Genomic DNA, 14,250 nt, shown 5'->3' with positions numbered 1-14,250 from the left:
GCCCGGTCCCATTCCGAACCCGGAAGCTAAGGCCACCTGCGCCGATGGTACTGCACTCGACAGGGTGTGGGAGAGTAGGACACCGCCGGAACATCATTGCGAAAGGCCCTCCAGCATTGCTGGAGGGCCTTTTTGCGTTGTCCACCCCCACCGGGGATTGCATTGCGAGCCTTGCACTTTCGCTCGTGGCTGGATTGTTATCTCTGACAACAAATATCTGACCCAATCCGCTGTGGGCTGGGTCACGGTGGAATATGTTGTCTAGAACAACATTCGTTCCAGCTCGAAAGGCTCACCCTCATGCGTCAGGGGATCCTCGGCATCGCGGCCGTATCGGTCGCACTTCTCACCTCGCTCACTGCCTGCGGGGACGACAGCACGGATTCGGGAAGCGGCGCCCAGATCGGCGTCATCCTGCCGGACAGCAAGACCTCGGCGAGATGGGAGACGGCGGACCGCAAGTACCTACAGCAGGCGTTCGACGACGCGGGGATCAAGGCCGACATCCAGAACGCGCAGGGCGACAAGAACGCTTTCCAGACGATCGCGGACCAGATGATCACCAACGGCGCCTCGGTGCTGATGATCACGAATCTGGACAGCGGCACCGGTAAGGCGGTGATCCAGAAGGCCAAGGCACAGGGCGTGACGGTGATCGACTACGACCGGCTGACTCTCGGTGGCGGCGCCCCGTACTACGTCTCCTTCGACAATGTGAAGGTCGGCGAGCTGATGGGCGACGGGCTCGCGAAGTGCCTGGCCGACAAGCAGGCGGTCAAGCCGGTGGTGGCCTATCTCAACGGTGGGCCCACCGACAACAACGCGACGCTGTTCAAGGACGGCTACGACGGCGCGCTGCAGCCGAGGTTCGAGTCGGGTGAGTTCGTGAAGGGTCCGGATCAGGCGGTGCCGGAGTGGGACAACACCAAGGCGGGCACCATCTTCGAGCAGATCCTCACCGGTACGCCGGATCTGGGCGGGACGGTCGCGGCGAACGACGGGCTGGCCAATGCCGCCATCGCGGTGCTGAAGAAGCAGAAGCTCAACGGGCAGATCCCCGTGACGGGGCAGGACGCCACCGTGCAGGGACTGCAGAACGTGCTCGCGGGTGATCAGTGCATGACGGTCTACAAGGACATCAAGCTCGAGGCCGACGCGGGGGCGAAGCTGGCGATCGCGCTGGCTCGTGGCGAGCAGGGCGAGACCAACAGCACGGTCGACGATCCCGAGGCGAACACGAAAGTGCCCGCGGTGCTGCTGGAGCCGAAGTCGATCTTCCAGGACAACGTCAACGACGTGGTCGCCGACGGCTTCGTCGACAAGGCCGAGCTGTGCGCGGGTGAGTTCGCGAAGCTCTGCGCCGACAACGGCATCAGCTGATTCGTCAGCCAACCCGGGCCAGCGCCCGCCGCGGTCCCGACAGCGGATCGCGGCGGGTGCGCCCCTGCTCAGGAGTTCACCCATGACGGACACGCCGCTCATCGAATTGCGCGGGATAGACAAGAGTTTCGGCCCGGTCCACGTGCTGCACGAGGTCGAGTTCGCCGCCTACAGCGGTGAGGTGACGGCACTGGTCGGCGACAACGGCGCGGGCAAGTCGACGCTGGTCAAATGCATCGGCGGGACCCATCCGATCGACGCGGGGGAGGTGCTGTTCGACGGAAAGCCGGTGCACATCGGCAATCCGCGGGACGCGGCGGAGCTCGGCATCGAGATCGTGTATCAGGATCTCGCGCTCTGCGACAACCTCGACATCGTGCAGAACATGTTCCTCGGTCGCGAGCGCAAGCACGGCATCGTGCTCGACGAGTACGGCATGGAGGAACTCGCGGGCCGCACGCTCGCCGGCCTGTCGGTGCGGACGGTGACCTCGGTGCGGCAGAAGGTGGCAAGCCTGTCCGGTGGACAGCGCCAGACCGTGGCGATCGCCAAGGCCGTGCTGTGGAACAGCAGAGTGGTGATCCTGGACGAGCCGACCGCGGCGCTGGGTGTCGCCCAGACCCAGCAGGTGCTGGAACTGGTGCGCCGCCTGGCCGACAAAGGTCTCGCGGTGGTGCTGATCTCGCACAACATGAACGATGTCTTCGCGGTGTCCGACCGGATCGCCGCGCTGTACCTGGGGCGGATGGCCGCGCAGGTGCGCACCGCGGACGTGACCCATTCACAGGTCGTCGAACTGATCACCGCGGGTCGCAGCGGGAGTCTCGGAATCGGAGGGCACGCATGAACGTCGTGCTGGACAAGACCACCGCGCCTGCCTCGCCGGTGGCCGACCTGGTCAATTCCTATGTCGCGCGGGTGCGCGGCGGCAACATGGGCGCGCTGCCCTCGGTCATCGCGCTGGTCGTGCTTTCGTTGTTCTTCTGGGCCGCGCGGCCGGTGTTCATGACCCAGGGCAACATCGCGAATCTGTTCACCCAGGGGGCGGCCATCGCGGTGATCGCGATGGGGCTGATCTTCGTGCTGCTGCTCGGCGAGATCGACCTGTCGGCCGGTTTCACCAGCGGTGTGTGCGCCGCGGTGCTCGCGGTACTGCTCACCGACAAGGGCTGGCCCTGGTATTCCGCCGTGCTGGTCGGGCTGCTGGTCGGTGTCGCCATCGGGCTGTGTATCGGCGCGATCGTGGTGAAGATCGGGGTGCCCTCGTTCGTGGTGACCCTGGCCGCGTTCCTGGCGCTGCAGGGTGTGGCGCTGAAGATCATGGACAACGGCCGCAACATCTCCATCCACGACCCGACGATCCTGGCGATCGCCAACAAGAATGTGCCGCCGCTGCTCGGGTGGGTGATGTACGCGGTGCTGCTGGCCGGGTTCGCGCTCATCCAGTACCGGAAGTTGCGGGCGCGTACCAAACTCGGTCTCACCGGGGAGACCGCGGCGGTGATCACCGTGCGGATCGCCGCGGTCGCGATCGTGGCGGGTGTCGCGGTGCTCGTCCTCAACGACGAGCGCAGCCGCAATCCCGAGGTGAACTCGCTGCAGGGCATGCCGATCGTGGTGCCGCTCATCATCGCGTTGCTGCTGCTGTGGACGTTCGTGCTCAACCGCACCTCGTTCGGCCGGCATGTCTACGCGGTCGGCGGCAGCGTGGAAGCGGCTCGGCGCGCGGGCATTCCGGTGGACCGGATCAAGATCAGCGCGTTCGTGCTGTGTTCGACCATGGCGGCGGTGGGCGGGTTCATCGCCGCCTCGCGGGCCAATTCCGTCGATCCCAACACCGGCGGGTCCGATGTGCTGTTGACCGCGGTGGGCGCGGCGGTGATCGGCGGCACCAGTCTGTTCGGTGGTCGCGGCCGGATGCTGGACGCGGTGCTCGGCGCGGCGGTGGTCGCGGTGATCAACAACGGGATGGGGCTGATGGGCTACAGCGCGGGCACGAAATTCGTTGTGACAGGATTTGTTCTGCTGCTCGCGGCGGGGGTGGACGCGCTGTCCCGCAAGCGTTCGCTACCTGGAAGTTGACCATCGACGGGGAAGGCTGGGCCGGATGAGAGCAGCACCTGCCCCGGACGAGATCCGGCGCCGCAACCTCGCCGTGCTGCTGCGGCACGTGCACGTGGGTGGTCCGCTCTCGCGCACCGAGCTGGCCGAGCGAATGGGGTTGAACCGCAGCACGATCCTGGCGCTCACCAATGACCTCGTCGCGGCCGGGCTGGTGCGCGAGGAGCTGCCGGGACAGACGGGCAAGGCCGGGCGGCCGTCGCTGGTGGTGCGACCGGAATCGGAGCGGGTGTATGTGCTCGCGCTGGACGTCGGGGCCGACCGGCTCGCGGTGGCCCGGGTCGGGTTGGGCGGGGTGGTCCTCGATCGGCACGAAACCCCGCGAGACAGCGCGACTTTCGATCCCGACGAGGTGATCGCCGCGCTGGCCGTGATGGCGCAGACCACGATCGACGCGGCCGGGGCCGACACCGTGTGCGTCGGAGTGGGGCTGGCGTTCTGCGGGATGGTTCGCGAGCGTGACGGTGTCGTCCGGTACGGACCGAACATCGGCTGGGTCGACGTGCCGGTCGGGGCGAAGCTGTCCGAGCGGCTCGGCAGGCCGGTCGCGGTGGGCAACAACGCCAATCTCGGCGCGATCGCCGAACGCGAGCGCGGTGTCGGCGCCGGGGTGGCCGATCTGCTCTATCTGCACGGTGAGGTCGGGATCGGCGGCGGCGTCATCATGGGCGGCACGCTGCTGGGCGGGGAGGGTGGCTACGGCGGCGAGGTCGGGCACATGATCGTCAATCCCGGCGGCCGGGCGTGCCGGTGTGGTTCGCGGGGGTGCCTGGAGGCCGAGGCCGGAGAGCTGGCCCTGATCGCGGCGGCGGGGCGCACCGATCTGTCCGGCCGGGCGGCGGTCGAGGCGATCGTCGACGCGGCCGCCCGCGGTGACGCGACCGCGCGGGACGCGCTGCACCAGGTGGGTGACTGGCTGGGGTACGGGGTGTCCAATCTGGTGAACATCTTCAACCCGACGATGGTCGTCTTCGGTGGTGTCCTGCGCGAGATCTATCTGGCCTCGGCCGCCCAGGTCCGCAGCAGGCTGGCGGTGAACGGGCTGCTCGCGGTCCGGGAGCGGGTGCGGTTGCGGACCTCGGCGCTGGCCGATGACGCGCCGCTGGTCGGGGCCGCCGAGCTGGCCTTCGCCGAGCTGCTGACCGACCCGTTGCAGACGCTGACCCGCTGCTCCGGCGGGTGATCGATCGGCGCCGGTTCGGCGACTATCGTGAAGTGATGGCGATCACCAGGTTCGGTACGCACATCAACGCACCGCGCGCGACGGTGTACGGACTGTTGCTCGACGGCGACGCGGTGGGCACCTGGCTGGCCCCCGCGGGAATGACCAGCCGGGTGCACCGGTTCGACGCCGAGGTGGGCGGCACCTTCTCGATCACGCTCGCCGACAACGCCGACGCCCCGCCCGACAAGCCGACACCGGCGCACTACGCCTACTACGGGCGTTTCCTCGAGCTCGTCCCGGACGAGCAGGTGGTCGAGGTGCTGGAGTTCGTGACGGAGAAGCCGGAGATGTCGGGTGCGCAGACCATCACCTTCACCCTGACCGACGACGACGGCGGCACCCGGCTCGACGCGCTGCACGAGGGGGTGCCGCCGGGACTCACCGAGGAACTCAACGACGAGGGCTGGCGGGCGGCCCTGACGAAACTGGTGGCGCTGGCCGAACGGGGCACGGTCGACTGATCGCCCCGCCCGGCCGCGGCGAGGTCAGCGGATGGCGTCGTCGGCCTCGGGCGTGATGTCGGAGGCGGGCACCAGGTTCCACTGTTCGAGTTGCTTGCGGATCTGTTCGGCGGCGTCGACGTTCAACGGTCCGCTCGTCCACAGCGCGTAGGGCAGGTTGAGGAAGCGGGCATCGCGGACCGCCCGGAGATTGTTGATGCCCGGCTTGGTGCGCAGCAGTTCGACCTTCTGCTCGTAGGTCTGGCCCGGGTAGTCGACGAACATGATCGCGTCCGGATCGGCGCTGACGACGCGTTCCCAGGAGACCTTGGTCCAGGTGTCGGCGACGTCGTCGAGGATGTTGCGGGCCCCCGCGGCTTCCAGGATCGCCTGTGGCGCACCGAATTTGCCGCTGGAGTAGACGGTGTCGGTGCCGCTGTCGAACAGGAAGACGGTGGGGGCGGTGGTGGGCTTCGGTGCCGCTTCGAGGGCGGCGAGGCGACGGTCGAGGTCGGCGGTGACCTCGGCGGCCCGGTCGGTACGGCCGGTGATCGCGCCCAGATCGGTGAGGTCGGTGCGCAGCGCGGTCCACGGCTCGACCGTGCCGCGGGCGGCGGCGCCGTCCTCCTGGCGACAGCTCTCGGTGAGGACATAGGCGGCGATGCCGTCCTTGGCGAGCGAGGCCGGGGTCAGGTTGCTCGCCTCGTCGTAGCCATAGTTCCAGCCCGCGACCATCACATCGGGGCGCTGGGCGAGCACGGTCTCGCGCGAGGGGTATTCGGGGGCAACGGAATTCAGGCCGTCGACCACGTCGGCACCGTAGTGCGCGCGCAAGGTGCCTGCGTCGCGCTGGACGCTCGACACCGCGACCACCTGATCCTGGGCACCGAGGGCGAGGACCATGGAGATCAGGTTGCCGTCGTTGACGAACATGCGCTGGGCCGGGGCCGGGAAGGCGGTGTCCTTGCCGCAGTTGCGCACGGTCAGCGTGTCGGTGGCCGCCGGGGTGGTGCCGGAGCAGGCCGTCAGGACGGCGGCGAGTGCGGTGGTGGTGACGATGACGCCGGGAATTCTCATCGGGTGGCCTCTCGGGAGGTGATCAACAGGTGGTCTTCGCCGGTGCCGGGGTGGCGGACACGGGTCGCGTCGACCCCGAACACCTCGGCGACGACGTCGGGGGACAGGGTGGGTTCCGGTGCGCGGGTGGTGCCGTTGTGCACCACGATGATTCGGTCGCAGTAGCGGTCGGCGAGGGCCAGGTCGTGCAGGGCGGCGACGACGGTGCGGCGGAGTCCGCCGATCAGGCGCAGGAGTTCGAGCTGGTGGGTGATGTCGAGGTGGTTGGTCGGTTCGTCCAGGAGCAGGACCGGGGTGTTCTGCAGCAGGGCGCGTGCCAGCAGGACCCGCTGACGTTCGCCGCCGGACAGTCGCTGGACCGGTCTGGCCTCGAAACCGGCCAGGTCCACCGCCGCGAGAGCATGCGCCACTTGCTGCTGTTCTCTGGGTGCGCCCGCGCCCCACGGCGGCAGGTACGGAGTGAGACCGAGGGCCACCACCTCGCCGACCAGCATGTCGGCGGGTGGGATCTCGTCCTGGGCGACCAGGGCGACCGTGGCGGCCCGGTGCCGGTGGCTCAGCGCGTGCAACTCCCGGCCGTCCACCAGGACGCGGCCGCGCGCTGGGGCGCGCACACCGGCGAGTACCCGCAGCAGGGTGGTCTTGCCGCTGCCGTTGGGGCCGACGATGCCGACGGTCTCGCCGGGGTGGATCGAGAACCGCACGTCGGTGAGGATGTCGAGCCTGCCGAGTGCGCAGGTGAGGTCGTCGACCTCGATGGCACCTCGCGTCGGCGCGGATTCGGCGGTGGGTGGCTGGGTGCTGGATTCAGCGGTCGGTGGTTGCGTGCCGGGGGCGGACTCAGCGGCCGATGGCTGAGTGCCGGGACCGGGCTCGGGCTCGGTGCGGTGGCGGCGGCCGCGCCCGATCATGACGCCGGACCGAACTGGTAGCGGCGTCGGCCCATCAGCAGCAGGAAGGTGGGGGCGCCGATCAGGCCGGTGAGGACGCCGACCGGAATCTCGGTGGGGCGGACCAGGACCCGGGTCGCGGCGTCGGCGATGACGAGGAACAGCGCACCCAGCAGCGCGCACGTGGGTAGGAGGACGCGATGACGCGGGCCGACCAGCAGACGCGCGGCGTGCGGGACTACCAGGCCGACGAAGCCGATGCCGCCCGAGACCGCGACGAGCACACCGACCAGGATCGCCAGCAGCACGAACAGGGCGATGCGCAGCCGGTCGACCGGCACGCCGATCGAGGACGCGGTGTCGGCGCCGAGGGTGAGCGCGTCGAGCCAGCCGGCGTAGGTCATGAGCAGCCCGGCGCAGAGCGCGACGACGGTCAGCGGGAGGGCGAGCTTGGTCCAGTCGGCGCCGGCCAGGCTACCGAGCAGCCAGAACAGGACCGACTGGGCGGCCGCGGGGTCGGAGCTGCGGAACACCAGGTAGCTGCTGAACGCGGCGAAGGCCGAACCGAGCACCGTGCCGGTGAGGACCAGGCGCAGGGGCGTGAGACCGCCCTGGGCCACGGCGATGAAGAACACCAGCGTCGCGGCGGTGAAGGCGCCGAGCAGCGCGCCACCCGAGAGCGCCCAGATGCCCGCACCGGCGAACAGGCCGGAGGTGATCACCGCGGCCGCGCCGACACCGGCGCCGGAGGACACCCCGAGCAGATAGGGATCGGCGAGCGGATTGCGCACCAGCGTCTGCATGGCCGCGCCCGCGAGTGCCAGTCCGGCGCCGACCACGGCGGCGAGCAGGGTGCGCGGCACCCGCAACTGCCAGACGATGGTGTCGGTGCCCGGATCGGTGGGGATCGCGCCGGTGAGGCGGGCGCCGAGGGTGTCGAGTACCGCGCGCACGGGGATGATCTCCGCGCCGAAACCGGTGGCGCCGATCATCGCGATCAGCAGCAGGGCCGCGAGCAACGGCAGGACGAGCGATGTCCTGGCACGGATCATCGCGACTTCTCCACAGGCAAGACGCGGCCCTTTCGGCGGGTGCCCGGAGAGGGAGGTCTGACTCTCGCCGTGGGGCGATCACAGTGGCGCGACCGTTCCGGATTCGCACCGGATTCCCGCACCCGCCGGGGGTTGACGTCCTGACTCTATCGCGGTGACCGGCGTCACTTCGGCGCCGGGCGGGACGGTGCGTGTCGGTGGGTTCGCGGCACCCGGTGCGGCATCGTCGCAGGTAATCGCGTTGTGGATTCGAATCAGGCTAAAGCTAAAGGTATTCGGCGCACCGTGAGCTTGTTTCAATCCCATCATGCACCGACCGACTTCCTTCCTGCCCGGCCTCCGTGGCCGGGCCACCGCCGCGATTCTCGCGGTGGCGACCCTCGCGACCCTCGGCCTGAGCGGTTGCTCCACCGGGGGCGATCAGCCGGTCGGTACCCCGGACACCCCGCTGCCGACCGAGGTGCCGCCGGGCACCACGCTGGTCGTTGCCGACCAGAGCGAGCGGCTGCAGAGCGTGCTGCGACTGTCCGGTGAGCTGGACAAGCTCCCGTTCAAGATCGAATTCGCGAACTTCGTCGGCGGGCCCGCCATTCTCGAGGCGTTCCGCGCCGGGGCGGCCGATGTCGGCCAGGTCGGCGATGTACCGCCGATCCACGCGCTGGCCGCCGGTCAGGACGTGCCGATCATCGCCTCCTATCAGACGAATCCGCAGGCACTGAAACTCGCTGTCGCCCCTGGGCAGTCGATCAGCAAGCTGGTCGACCTGAAGGGCAAGAAGATCGCCTACGCCGAGGGCACCGCGCAGCAGGCCGCGATCCTCAAGGCGCTCACCAAGGCCGGGCTGGAGCCCGGTGACGTCGAGCTGATCCGGTTGCAGCTGGCCGAGTTCCCCGACGCGGTCCGCACCGGTCAGGTGGATGTGGCGCCCCTGATCGAACCCAATGTGACGCGCTTCCTGCGCACCGAGGGTGCCTCGCTGATCCCGGACTCGGAGACCACCGGCATCTACAGCGGCCTGGCCTACCTCTACGCGCGTCGCGCCGTGGTGCAGGATCCGGCCAAGGCCGCCGCCACCCGTGAACTGGTCGGCGCGTTCGTGCGGGCCTACCAGTGGGCCAACACCCACGGCGAGGAATGGGCCACCCGCTACTACGTCGACAGCCAGAAGGTCAGCGCCGAGGACGCCACCCGCATCGTCGAATCGCTGGGCACCTACACCTTCCCGCACCTGGACGAGACGCTGGTCGCCCGGCAGCAGAGCACCATCGACGCGATCGACGCCGTGGGTGAACTGCCCAAGAAGATCAAGGCCTCCGACGGCTTCGACCTGCGCTTCGACGACGCGGTCACCGAAGCGGTCACCAGCAGCGGGGCGGCGTTCGCGCCGGCGACGAGCTGATGGCCACCATCGATGCCGGGGTGCTGCGGCGGCTCCGGGGCAACACCGCGCCCGTCGAGGCGCTCGCGCCGCGGACGAGGGGCCGCCGCAAACTGGGACCGGGCAAGCCGATTCCGTTCGGCTTCGCCCTCGGGCCCGGACTGCTCATCGGCGTGTGGGTGCTCGGCTCGGCGATCGGTGCCATCGACCCCGAGACGCTGCCCGCGCCGTGGACGGTCGCGCAGACCGCCGGTGATCTGATCGCCGACGGCAGGCTGCAGTCCAATCTGCTCACCTCGCTGCAGCGCGCGGGCATCAGCCTCGTCCTCGGCGTGGTGATCGGTGTGGTGCTCGCGCTGCTGGCCGGACTCAGCAGGCTCGGCGAGGCGCTGATCGACGGCCCGGTCCAGATCAAGCGCGCCATTCCGACGCTGGCGCTGATCCCGCTGTTCATCGTCTGGTTCGGGATCGGCGAGGAGATGAAGCTGATCGTCATCACCACGAGCGTGCTGGTGCCGGTCTACATCAACACCCACGCGTATCTGCGCAGTGTCGACGCCCGGTACGTGGAACTGGCCGAGACCGTCGGCCTGTCACGGTGGGGTTTCGTGCGGCGGATCGCGCTGCCGGGTTCGCTGCCCGGGTTCTTCCTCGGGCTGCGGCTGGCGGTGACCATCTCCTGGCTGGCGCTCGTCGTCGTCGAACAGGTCAACGCGACCAGCGGCATCGGCTACCTGATGACCCAGGCACGCACCTACGGCCAGATCGACGTGATCGTCGTCGGACTGGTGATCTACGGACTGCTCGGCCTGTTCGGCGACCTCGCCGTGCGGGCAACGGAACGGAAGGCGCTGGCATGGCGACAGACTCTGGGCGACTGAGCGAGGACGGCGTCGTCGTCCGCACCAAGGCGCTGACCCGCGGCTTCGGCGACCGCATCGTGCTCGACGGCATCGAGATCGACATCCGGCGCGGGGAATTCGTGGCGCTGCTCGGGCGCAGCGGCTCCGGCAAGAGCACACTGCTGCGCGCGCTGGCCGAACTCGACGGCGGGGTACCGGGTTCCGGTGAGCTGACCGTGCCGAGTCAGCGGGCCGTGGTGTTCCAGGACTCGCGGCTGCTGCCGTGGTCGCGGGTGCTCGACAATGTGGTGCTCGGGCTGACCGGGCGCGACGCCGCCGAGCGCGGGAAGGCGGCGCTGGCCGAGGTCGGGCTGGCCGGGCGCGAGAACGCCTGGCCGCGTGAGCTTTCCGGTGGCGAGCAACAGCGGGTGGCGCTGGCGCGCTCGCTGGTGCGGGAACCGGAACTGCTGCTGGCCGACGAACCGTTCGGCGCGCTGGACGCGCTCACCCGCATCCGCATGCACGTGCTGCTGCAGGACCTGTGCGAGCTGCACCGGCCCGCCGTGCTGCTGGTGACCCACGACGTGGACGAGGCGGTGCTGCTGGCCGATCGCGTGCTGGTGCTCGACGAGGGCCGCATCGCGATCGACCAGCGCATCGACATTCCGCGCCCCCGCAAGCACGCGCATCCGGAGTTCATCCGCCTGCGCGAGGTGCTGCTGGCCGGGCTGGGCGTGGAAACCGAGATCGAGGAAGTGAAGAAGGCGTCATGAGTGCACCACGGCAACTGAGTCTCAACGCGTTCATTTATCCGTCCGGGCATCACGAGGCGGCCTGGCGCCACCCCGACAGCAGGCCCGACCGGATCTACGACGTCACCTACTACCAGGAGATCGGCCGCACCGCGGAGGCGGCGAAGCTGGACGCGGTGTTCTTCGCCGACGGTCCCGCGCTGCGCACCGATGTGCGCCACAATGCCGCGCCCGGTCTGGAACCGATCACTCTGCTCACCGCGATCGCTTCCGCGACAACCCATCTCGGGTTGATCGCCACGGCGTCGACCACGTACTACGAGCCCTACAACCTGGCGCGGCTGTTCTCCTCGCTCGACCACATCTCCGGTGGGCGGGCGGGCTGGAACATCGTCACCACCGGGACCGACCTGGCGGCGGCCAACTTCGGGCTCGACCGGCATCCCGATCACGCCGAACGCTACGCGCGCGCACGGGAATTCGTCGACGCGGTGGTCGCGCTGTGGGACAGCTGGGAGGACGACGCGATCCTGCTCGACCGCGAGGCGGGCGTCTACGCCGATCCGGACCGGATCCACCCGATCGACTTCGTCGGCGAACACCTGCGGGTGCGTGGGCCTTTCAACTCCGCACGGACTCCGCAGGGGCATCCGGTGCTGGTGCAGGCCGGGGCCTCCAATGAGGGCAGGGCCTTCGCGGGCAAGTACGCCGAGGCGATTTTCACCGCCCATCAGCGACTGTCGGACGCGCAGGCGTTCTATGCCGACATCAAGGGCAAGGCGGCCGAGTTCGGGCGCGATGCCTCGGCGGTGAAGATCCTGCCCGGGATCAGCCCGTTCATCGCCGACACCGAGGAAGCGGCGTTGAAGCTCGAGCGTGAGTTCAACGAGTTGACCGTGCCCGAATACGGGCTCAAGCAGCTGGAATCCATCACCGGGACCTCGCTGCGTTCGTTCGCGTTGGACGAGCCGGTGCCGGTGGAGGCCTTCGCCGGGGCCGGTGATGTCACCGATAACGCGCGCAGCAGGCTGCAGGTGGTGGCGGGGATCGTCGAGCGGGAACGGCCGACCCTGCGTGGGTTGCTGCACCGGCTCGCCGGAGCGCGCGGGCATCGAGTCTTCGCAGGCACGCCCGAGCAGGTGGCCGACACGATCGAGGAGTGGTTCACCCAGGGGGCGGCCGATGGGTTCAATGTGATGCCGCCGTACTACCCCGGTGGGCTCGAGGTGTTCGCCGAGACGGTGGTGCCGATCCTGCAGGAGCGCGGGCTGTTCCGTACCGAGTACACCGGTACGACGTTGCGCGACCACTTCGGATTGGCCCGACCCGAGAGCCGGTTCGCCCGCAGTGCCGCGCTGGCGGGATGAGGGTGGGGTGTTGTTGTAGCCGGGTCAGCTGGGGGGAACCCGCGCGACCGGACGGGCTCGGTCCCGCTCGGATCGGGGTGAGCATCGCGTTGCGCGGTGTACGAACTGTCCGGTCCGGTCGCGTCAGGTTGCGGGGTCGGATCGGCGACGGGCCTGGCACGTCGGGTGGCGGATTCCGGCATGTTGTCGTGCGCGGCCGTGGCGATGAGCTGATCGGCCGAGGTGAGTGGTCGGGTCGGGCCGAGGTGAACTACCGCGGCACCGTGCGGGGTTCGCGCCGGGACGGCATCGGTGGGCGGAGAGGTGTGCCCGCGGTGCGAGGTGGAGTGGCGAGAGGTGTCGGGATGCGTTGGCCGGTGGCGTCGTGGGGATGAGAGGGCGAGCCGGGGTGGCGGAGTCGGGGCCGCCGCGGACCAGGTTGCGGTCGATGGCGCTGGCGGTGTTCGTGCCGTCGGCGGTGTACGGGATCGGTTCGGGGGCAGCGGCTCCCATGCTGCCGTTGCACGCGCTCGAGCTCGGGGCGTCGGTGGGGACGGCGGGTGTGGTCGTCGCGATGATGGGGTTGGGCCTCATTCTCGGCGATCTGCCCGCGGGCTGGTTGGTGGCGCGGTTGGGGGAGCGCAAGTCCATCGCGGTGGGTTCGCTCGTCTCCGCCCTCGGACTGCTGGTCGCCATCCTTGCGCCGACCATCGCCGTGTTCGCGCTCGGGTTGTTGATCAACGGTGCGGCGGGTGCGGTGTGGGGGCTGGCTCGGCAGACCTATGTGGTGGCCGTGGTGCCGGGTGCCGATCGCGGCCGGGCCTTCTCGGCGCTGGCCGGGTGGATGCGGTTCGGGTTCTTCGCCGGGCCGTTCGTCGGTGCGGGCGTGGTGCACTGGCTGGGTCCGGTCGGTGGGCTGTGGATCCAGCTCGTCGCCATGCTGATCGCGGGTGCGCTGGTGCTCGTCATGCCGGAGCCCGAAGGCACGCCCGCCGTGGTCAGCGACCACACCATCCGTTCGGTCGTGGTCGAGCATCGCAGGCTGCTCGGCACGCTCGGGCTCGCCGCGCTGCTCATGGGTGCGGCACGGGCGGCACGGCAGTCGCTGTTGCCGCTGTGGGCGGTGCACGTCGGCGCCGATGCCGCCACCACCAGCATCATCTTCGGCATCGCGGGCGCGGTGGACGTGCTGATGTCGTATCCGGCCGGTATCTGGCTCGACCGCTACGGCCGTCGCGCCATCGGCGTTCCGGCCATGATCCTGTTCGCCGCCGGGTACGCGGCACTGCCCTTCGCGGGCTCGGTCGCCGGGTTGACCGCGGTCGCGGTGCTGCTGGGCTTCGCCAACGGGCTGAGCAACGGGGTGATCATGACCGTGGGTGCCGATGTCGCCCCGCCCGGCCAGCGTGCCGAGTTCCTCGGTGCCTGGCGGCTCACCCATGACATCGGCATGTTCGCCGGGCCGATCGCGGTGGGTGCGATCAGCGCGGTCACCGTCCTCGGCGCGGCGGCTGTCGCGATGTCGGTGGCCGGGGTGGGTGGCGCGGCGGCGATGTATCGCTGGTTCCCCGGGTTGCCCGCACCGCAGACTTCGGTGCGTGAGCCTGCACCGAAGTCGGAGTCGGTGGACAGCGGGTAAGGCGGCACTGCCCGGAGGATCGCGCCGTGGACGCGGTGGGTGCGCAGGCCAGTCGACGACCGCATCGAAATCGGTCGGGCAGCGCCGTCGTGCCCTGAGCCGGGCGAG

The 14,250-nt window shown here is 69.5% G+C and carries 13 protein-coding genes, 1 rRNA gene and 1 riboswitch; of the genes, 11 read left to right on the top strand and 3 right to left on the bottom strand.

The window, feature by feature from the left end; all coding sequences use genetic code 11:
• From rrf to ACFVVM_RS30705, 6 genes are all read left to right on the top strand, one after another.
• A 5S ribosomal RNA gene (rrf, locus tag ACFVVM_RS30730) occupies positions 1 to 91 on the top strand; the annotation flags it as partial.
• Positions 92 to 300: 209 nt separating this feature from the next.
• Positions 301 to 1,380: a sugar ABC transporter substrate-binding protein gene (locus tag ACFVVM_RS30725; protein ID WP_387625442.1), complete on the top strand. Its 1,080-nt coding sequence runs from the start codon at positions 301 to 303 to the stop codon at positions 1,378 to 1,380.
• Between the two features lie 82 nt (positions 1,381 to 1,462).
• A complete protein-coding gene (locus tag ACFVVM_RS30720; RefSeq protein WP_387625440.1) occupies positions 1,463 to 2,227 on the top strand; it encodes an ATP-binding cassette domain-containing protein in 765 nt (254 codons plus the stop codon).
• Positions 2,224 to 3,462, top strand: coding sequence for a sugar ABC transporter permease (locus tag ACFVVM_RS30715; protein ID WP_387625438.1), 1,239 nt, complete (start codon positions 2,224 to 2,226; stop codon positions 3,460 to 3,462). The genes ACFVVM_RS30720 and ACFVVM_RS30715 overlap by 4 nt, the downstream gene beginning before the upstream one ends.
• Positions 3,463 to 3,487: 25 nt before the next feature.
• Positions 3,488 to 4,684, top strand: a complete 1,197-nt coding sequence (locus tag ACFVVM_RS30710; protein ID WP_387625436.1) for an ROK family protein — start codon at positions 3,488 to 3,490, stop codon at positions 4,682 to 4,684.
• A gap of 35 nt (positions 4,685 to 4,719) precedes the next feature.
• Positions 4,720 to 5,187 carry an SRPBCC domain-containing protein gene (locus ACFVVM_RS30705; protein WP_387625434.1) on the top strand — a complete coding sequence of 156 codons (468 nt, stop codon included), beginning with the start codon at positions 4,720 to 4,722 and terminating at the stop codon, positions 5,185 to 5,187.
• A gap of 24 nt (positions 5,188 to 5,211) precedes the next feature.
• On the opposite strand, the gene ACFVVM_RS30700 is transcribed toward ACFVVM_RS30705, so the two are convergent.
• The 3 genes from ACFVVM_RS30700 to ACFVVM_RS30690 are packed head-to-tail and all read right to left on the bottom strand — an operon-like array spanning position 5,212 to position 8,185.
• A complete protein-coding gene (locus ACFVVM_RS30700; protein ID WP_387625432.1) occupies positions 5,212 to 6,243 on the bottom strand; it encodes an ABC transporter substrate-binding protein in 1,032 nt (343 codons plus the stop codon).
• Complete coding sequence (locus ACFVVM_RS30695; protein ID WP_387625430.1) at positions 6,240 to 7,154, bottom strand: ATP-binding cassette domain-containing protein; 915 nt, start codon at positions 7,152 to 7,154, stop codon at positions 6,240 to 6,242. Before ACFVVM_RS30695 ends, ACFVVM_RS30700 begins: the two co-directional genes overlap by 4 nt.
• On the bottom strand, positions 7,151 to 8,185 hold the full coding sequence (locus tag ACFVVM_RS30690) for a FecCD family ABC transporter permease (RefSeq protein WP_387625428.1): 1,035 nt from the start codon (positions 8,183 to 8,185) through the stop codon (positions 7,151 to 7,153). Before ACFVVM_RS30690 ends, ACFVVM_RS30695 begins: the two co-directional genes overlap by 4 nt.
• A 54-nt stretch (positions 8,186 to 8,239) precedes the next feature.
• Positions 8,240 to 8,303, bottom strand: a riboswitch (cobalamin riboswitch).
• A gap of 189 nt (positions 8,304 to 8,492) precedes the next feature.
• On the opposite strand from ACFVVM_RS30690, the gene ACFVVM_RS30685 reads away from it, so the two are divergent.
• From ACFVVM_RS30685 to ACFVVM_RS30665, 5 genes are all read left to right on the top strand, one after another.
• Positions 8,493 to 9,584, top strand: a complete 1,092-nt coding sequence (locus ACFVVM_RS30685; RefSeq protein WP_387625426.1) for an ABC transporter substrate-binding protein — start codon at positions 8,493 to 8,495, stop codon at positions 9,582 to 9,584.
• Complete coding sequence (locus tag ACFVVM_RS30680; RefSeq protein ID WP_387625424.1) at positions 9,584 to 10,444, top strand: ABC transporter permease; 861 nt, start codon at positions 9,584 to 9,586, stop codon at positions 10,442 to 10,444. Before ACFVVM_RS30685 ends, ACFVVM_RS30680 begins: the two co-directional genes overlap by 1 nt.
• The gene (locus tag ACFVVM_RS30675) at positions 10,420 to 11,178 is read left to right on the top strand and encodes an ABC transporter ATP-binding protein (protein WP_387625422.1); all 759 of its coding nucleotides are present in this window, start codon (positions 10,420 to 10,422) and stop codon (positions 11,176 to 11,178) included. The genes ACFVVM_RS30680 and ACFVVM_RS30675 overlap by 25 nt, the downstream gene beginning before the upstream one ends.
• Positions 11,175 to 12,524 (top strand): LLM class flavin-dependent oxidoreductase, encoded by a 1,350-nt coding sequence (locus tag ACFVVM_RS30670; RefSeq protein ID WP_387625420.1) that lies wholly within the window; start codon positions 11,175 to 11,177, stop codon positions 12,522 to 12,524. Before ACFVVM_RS30675 ends, ACFVVM_RS30670 begins: the two co-directional genes overlap by 4 nt.
• A 427-nt stretch (positions 12,525 to 12,951) precedes the next feature.
• Positions 12,952 to 14,142: an MFS transporter gene (locus tag ACFVVM_RS30665; protein ID WP_387625418.1), complete on the top strand. Its 1,191-nt coding sequence runs from the start codon at positions 12,952 to 12,954 to the stop codon at positions 14,140 to 14,142.
• Positions 14,143 to 14,250 lie beyond the last annotated feature (108 nt).

Origin of the sequence: Nocardia sp. NPDC058176, from assembly GCF_042883805.1 — a bacterium.
Taxonomy (GTDB): Bacteria; Actinomycetota; Actinomycetes; order Mycobacteriales; family Mycobacteriaceae; genus Nocardia.
The sequence above is the reverse complement of the archived record's forward strand: the minus strand, read 5'-3'. Positions and strand labels throughout refer to the sequence as shown.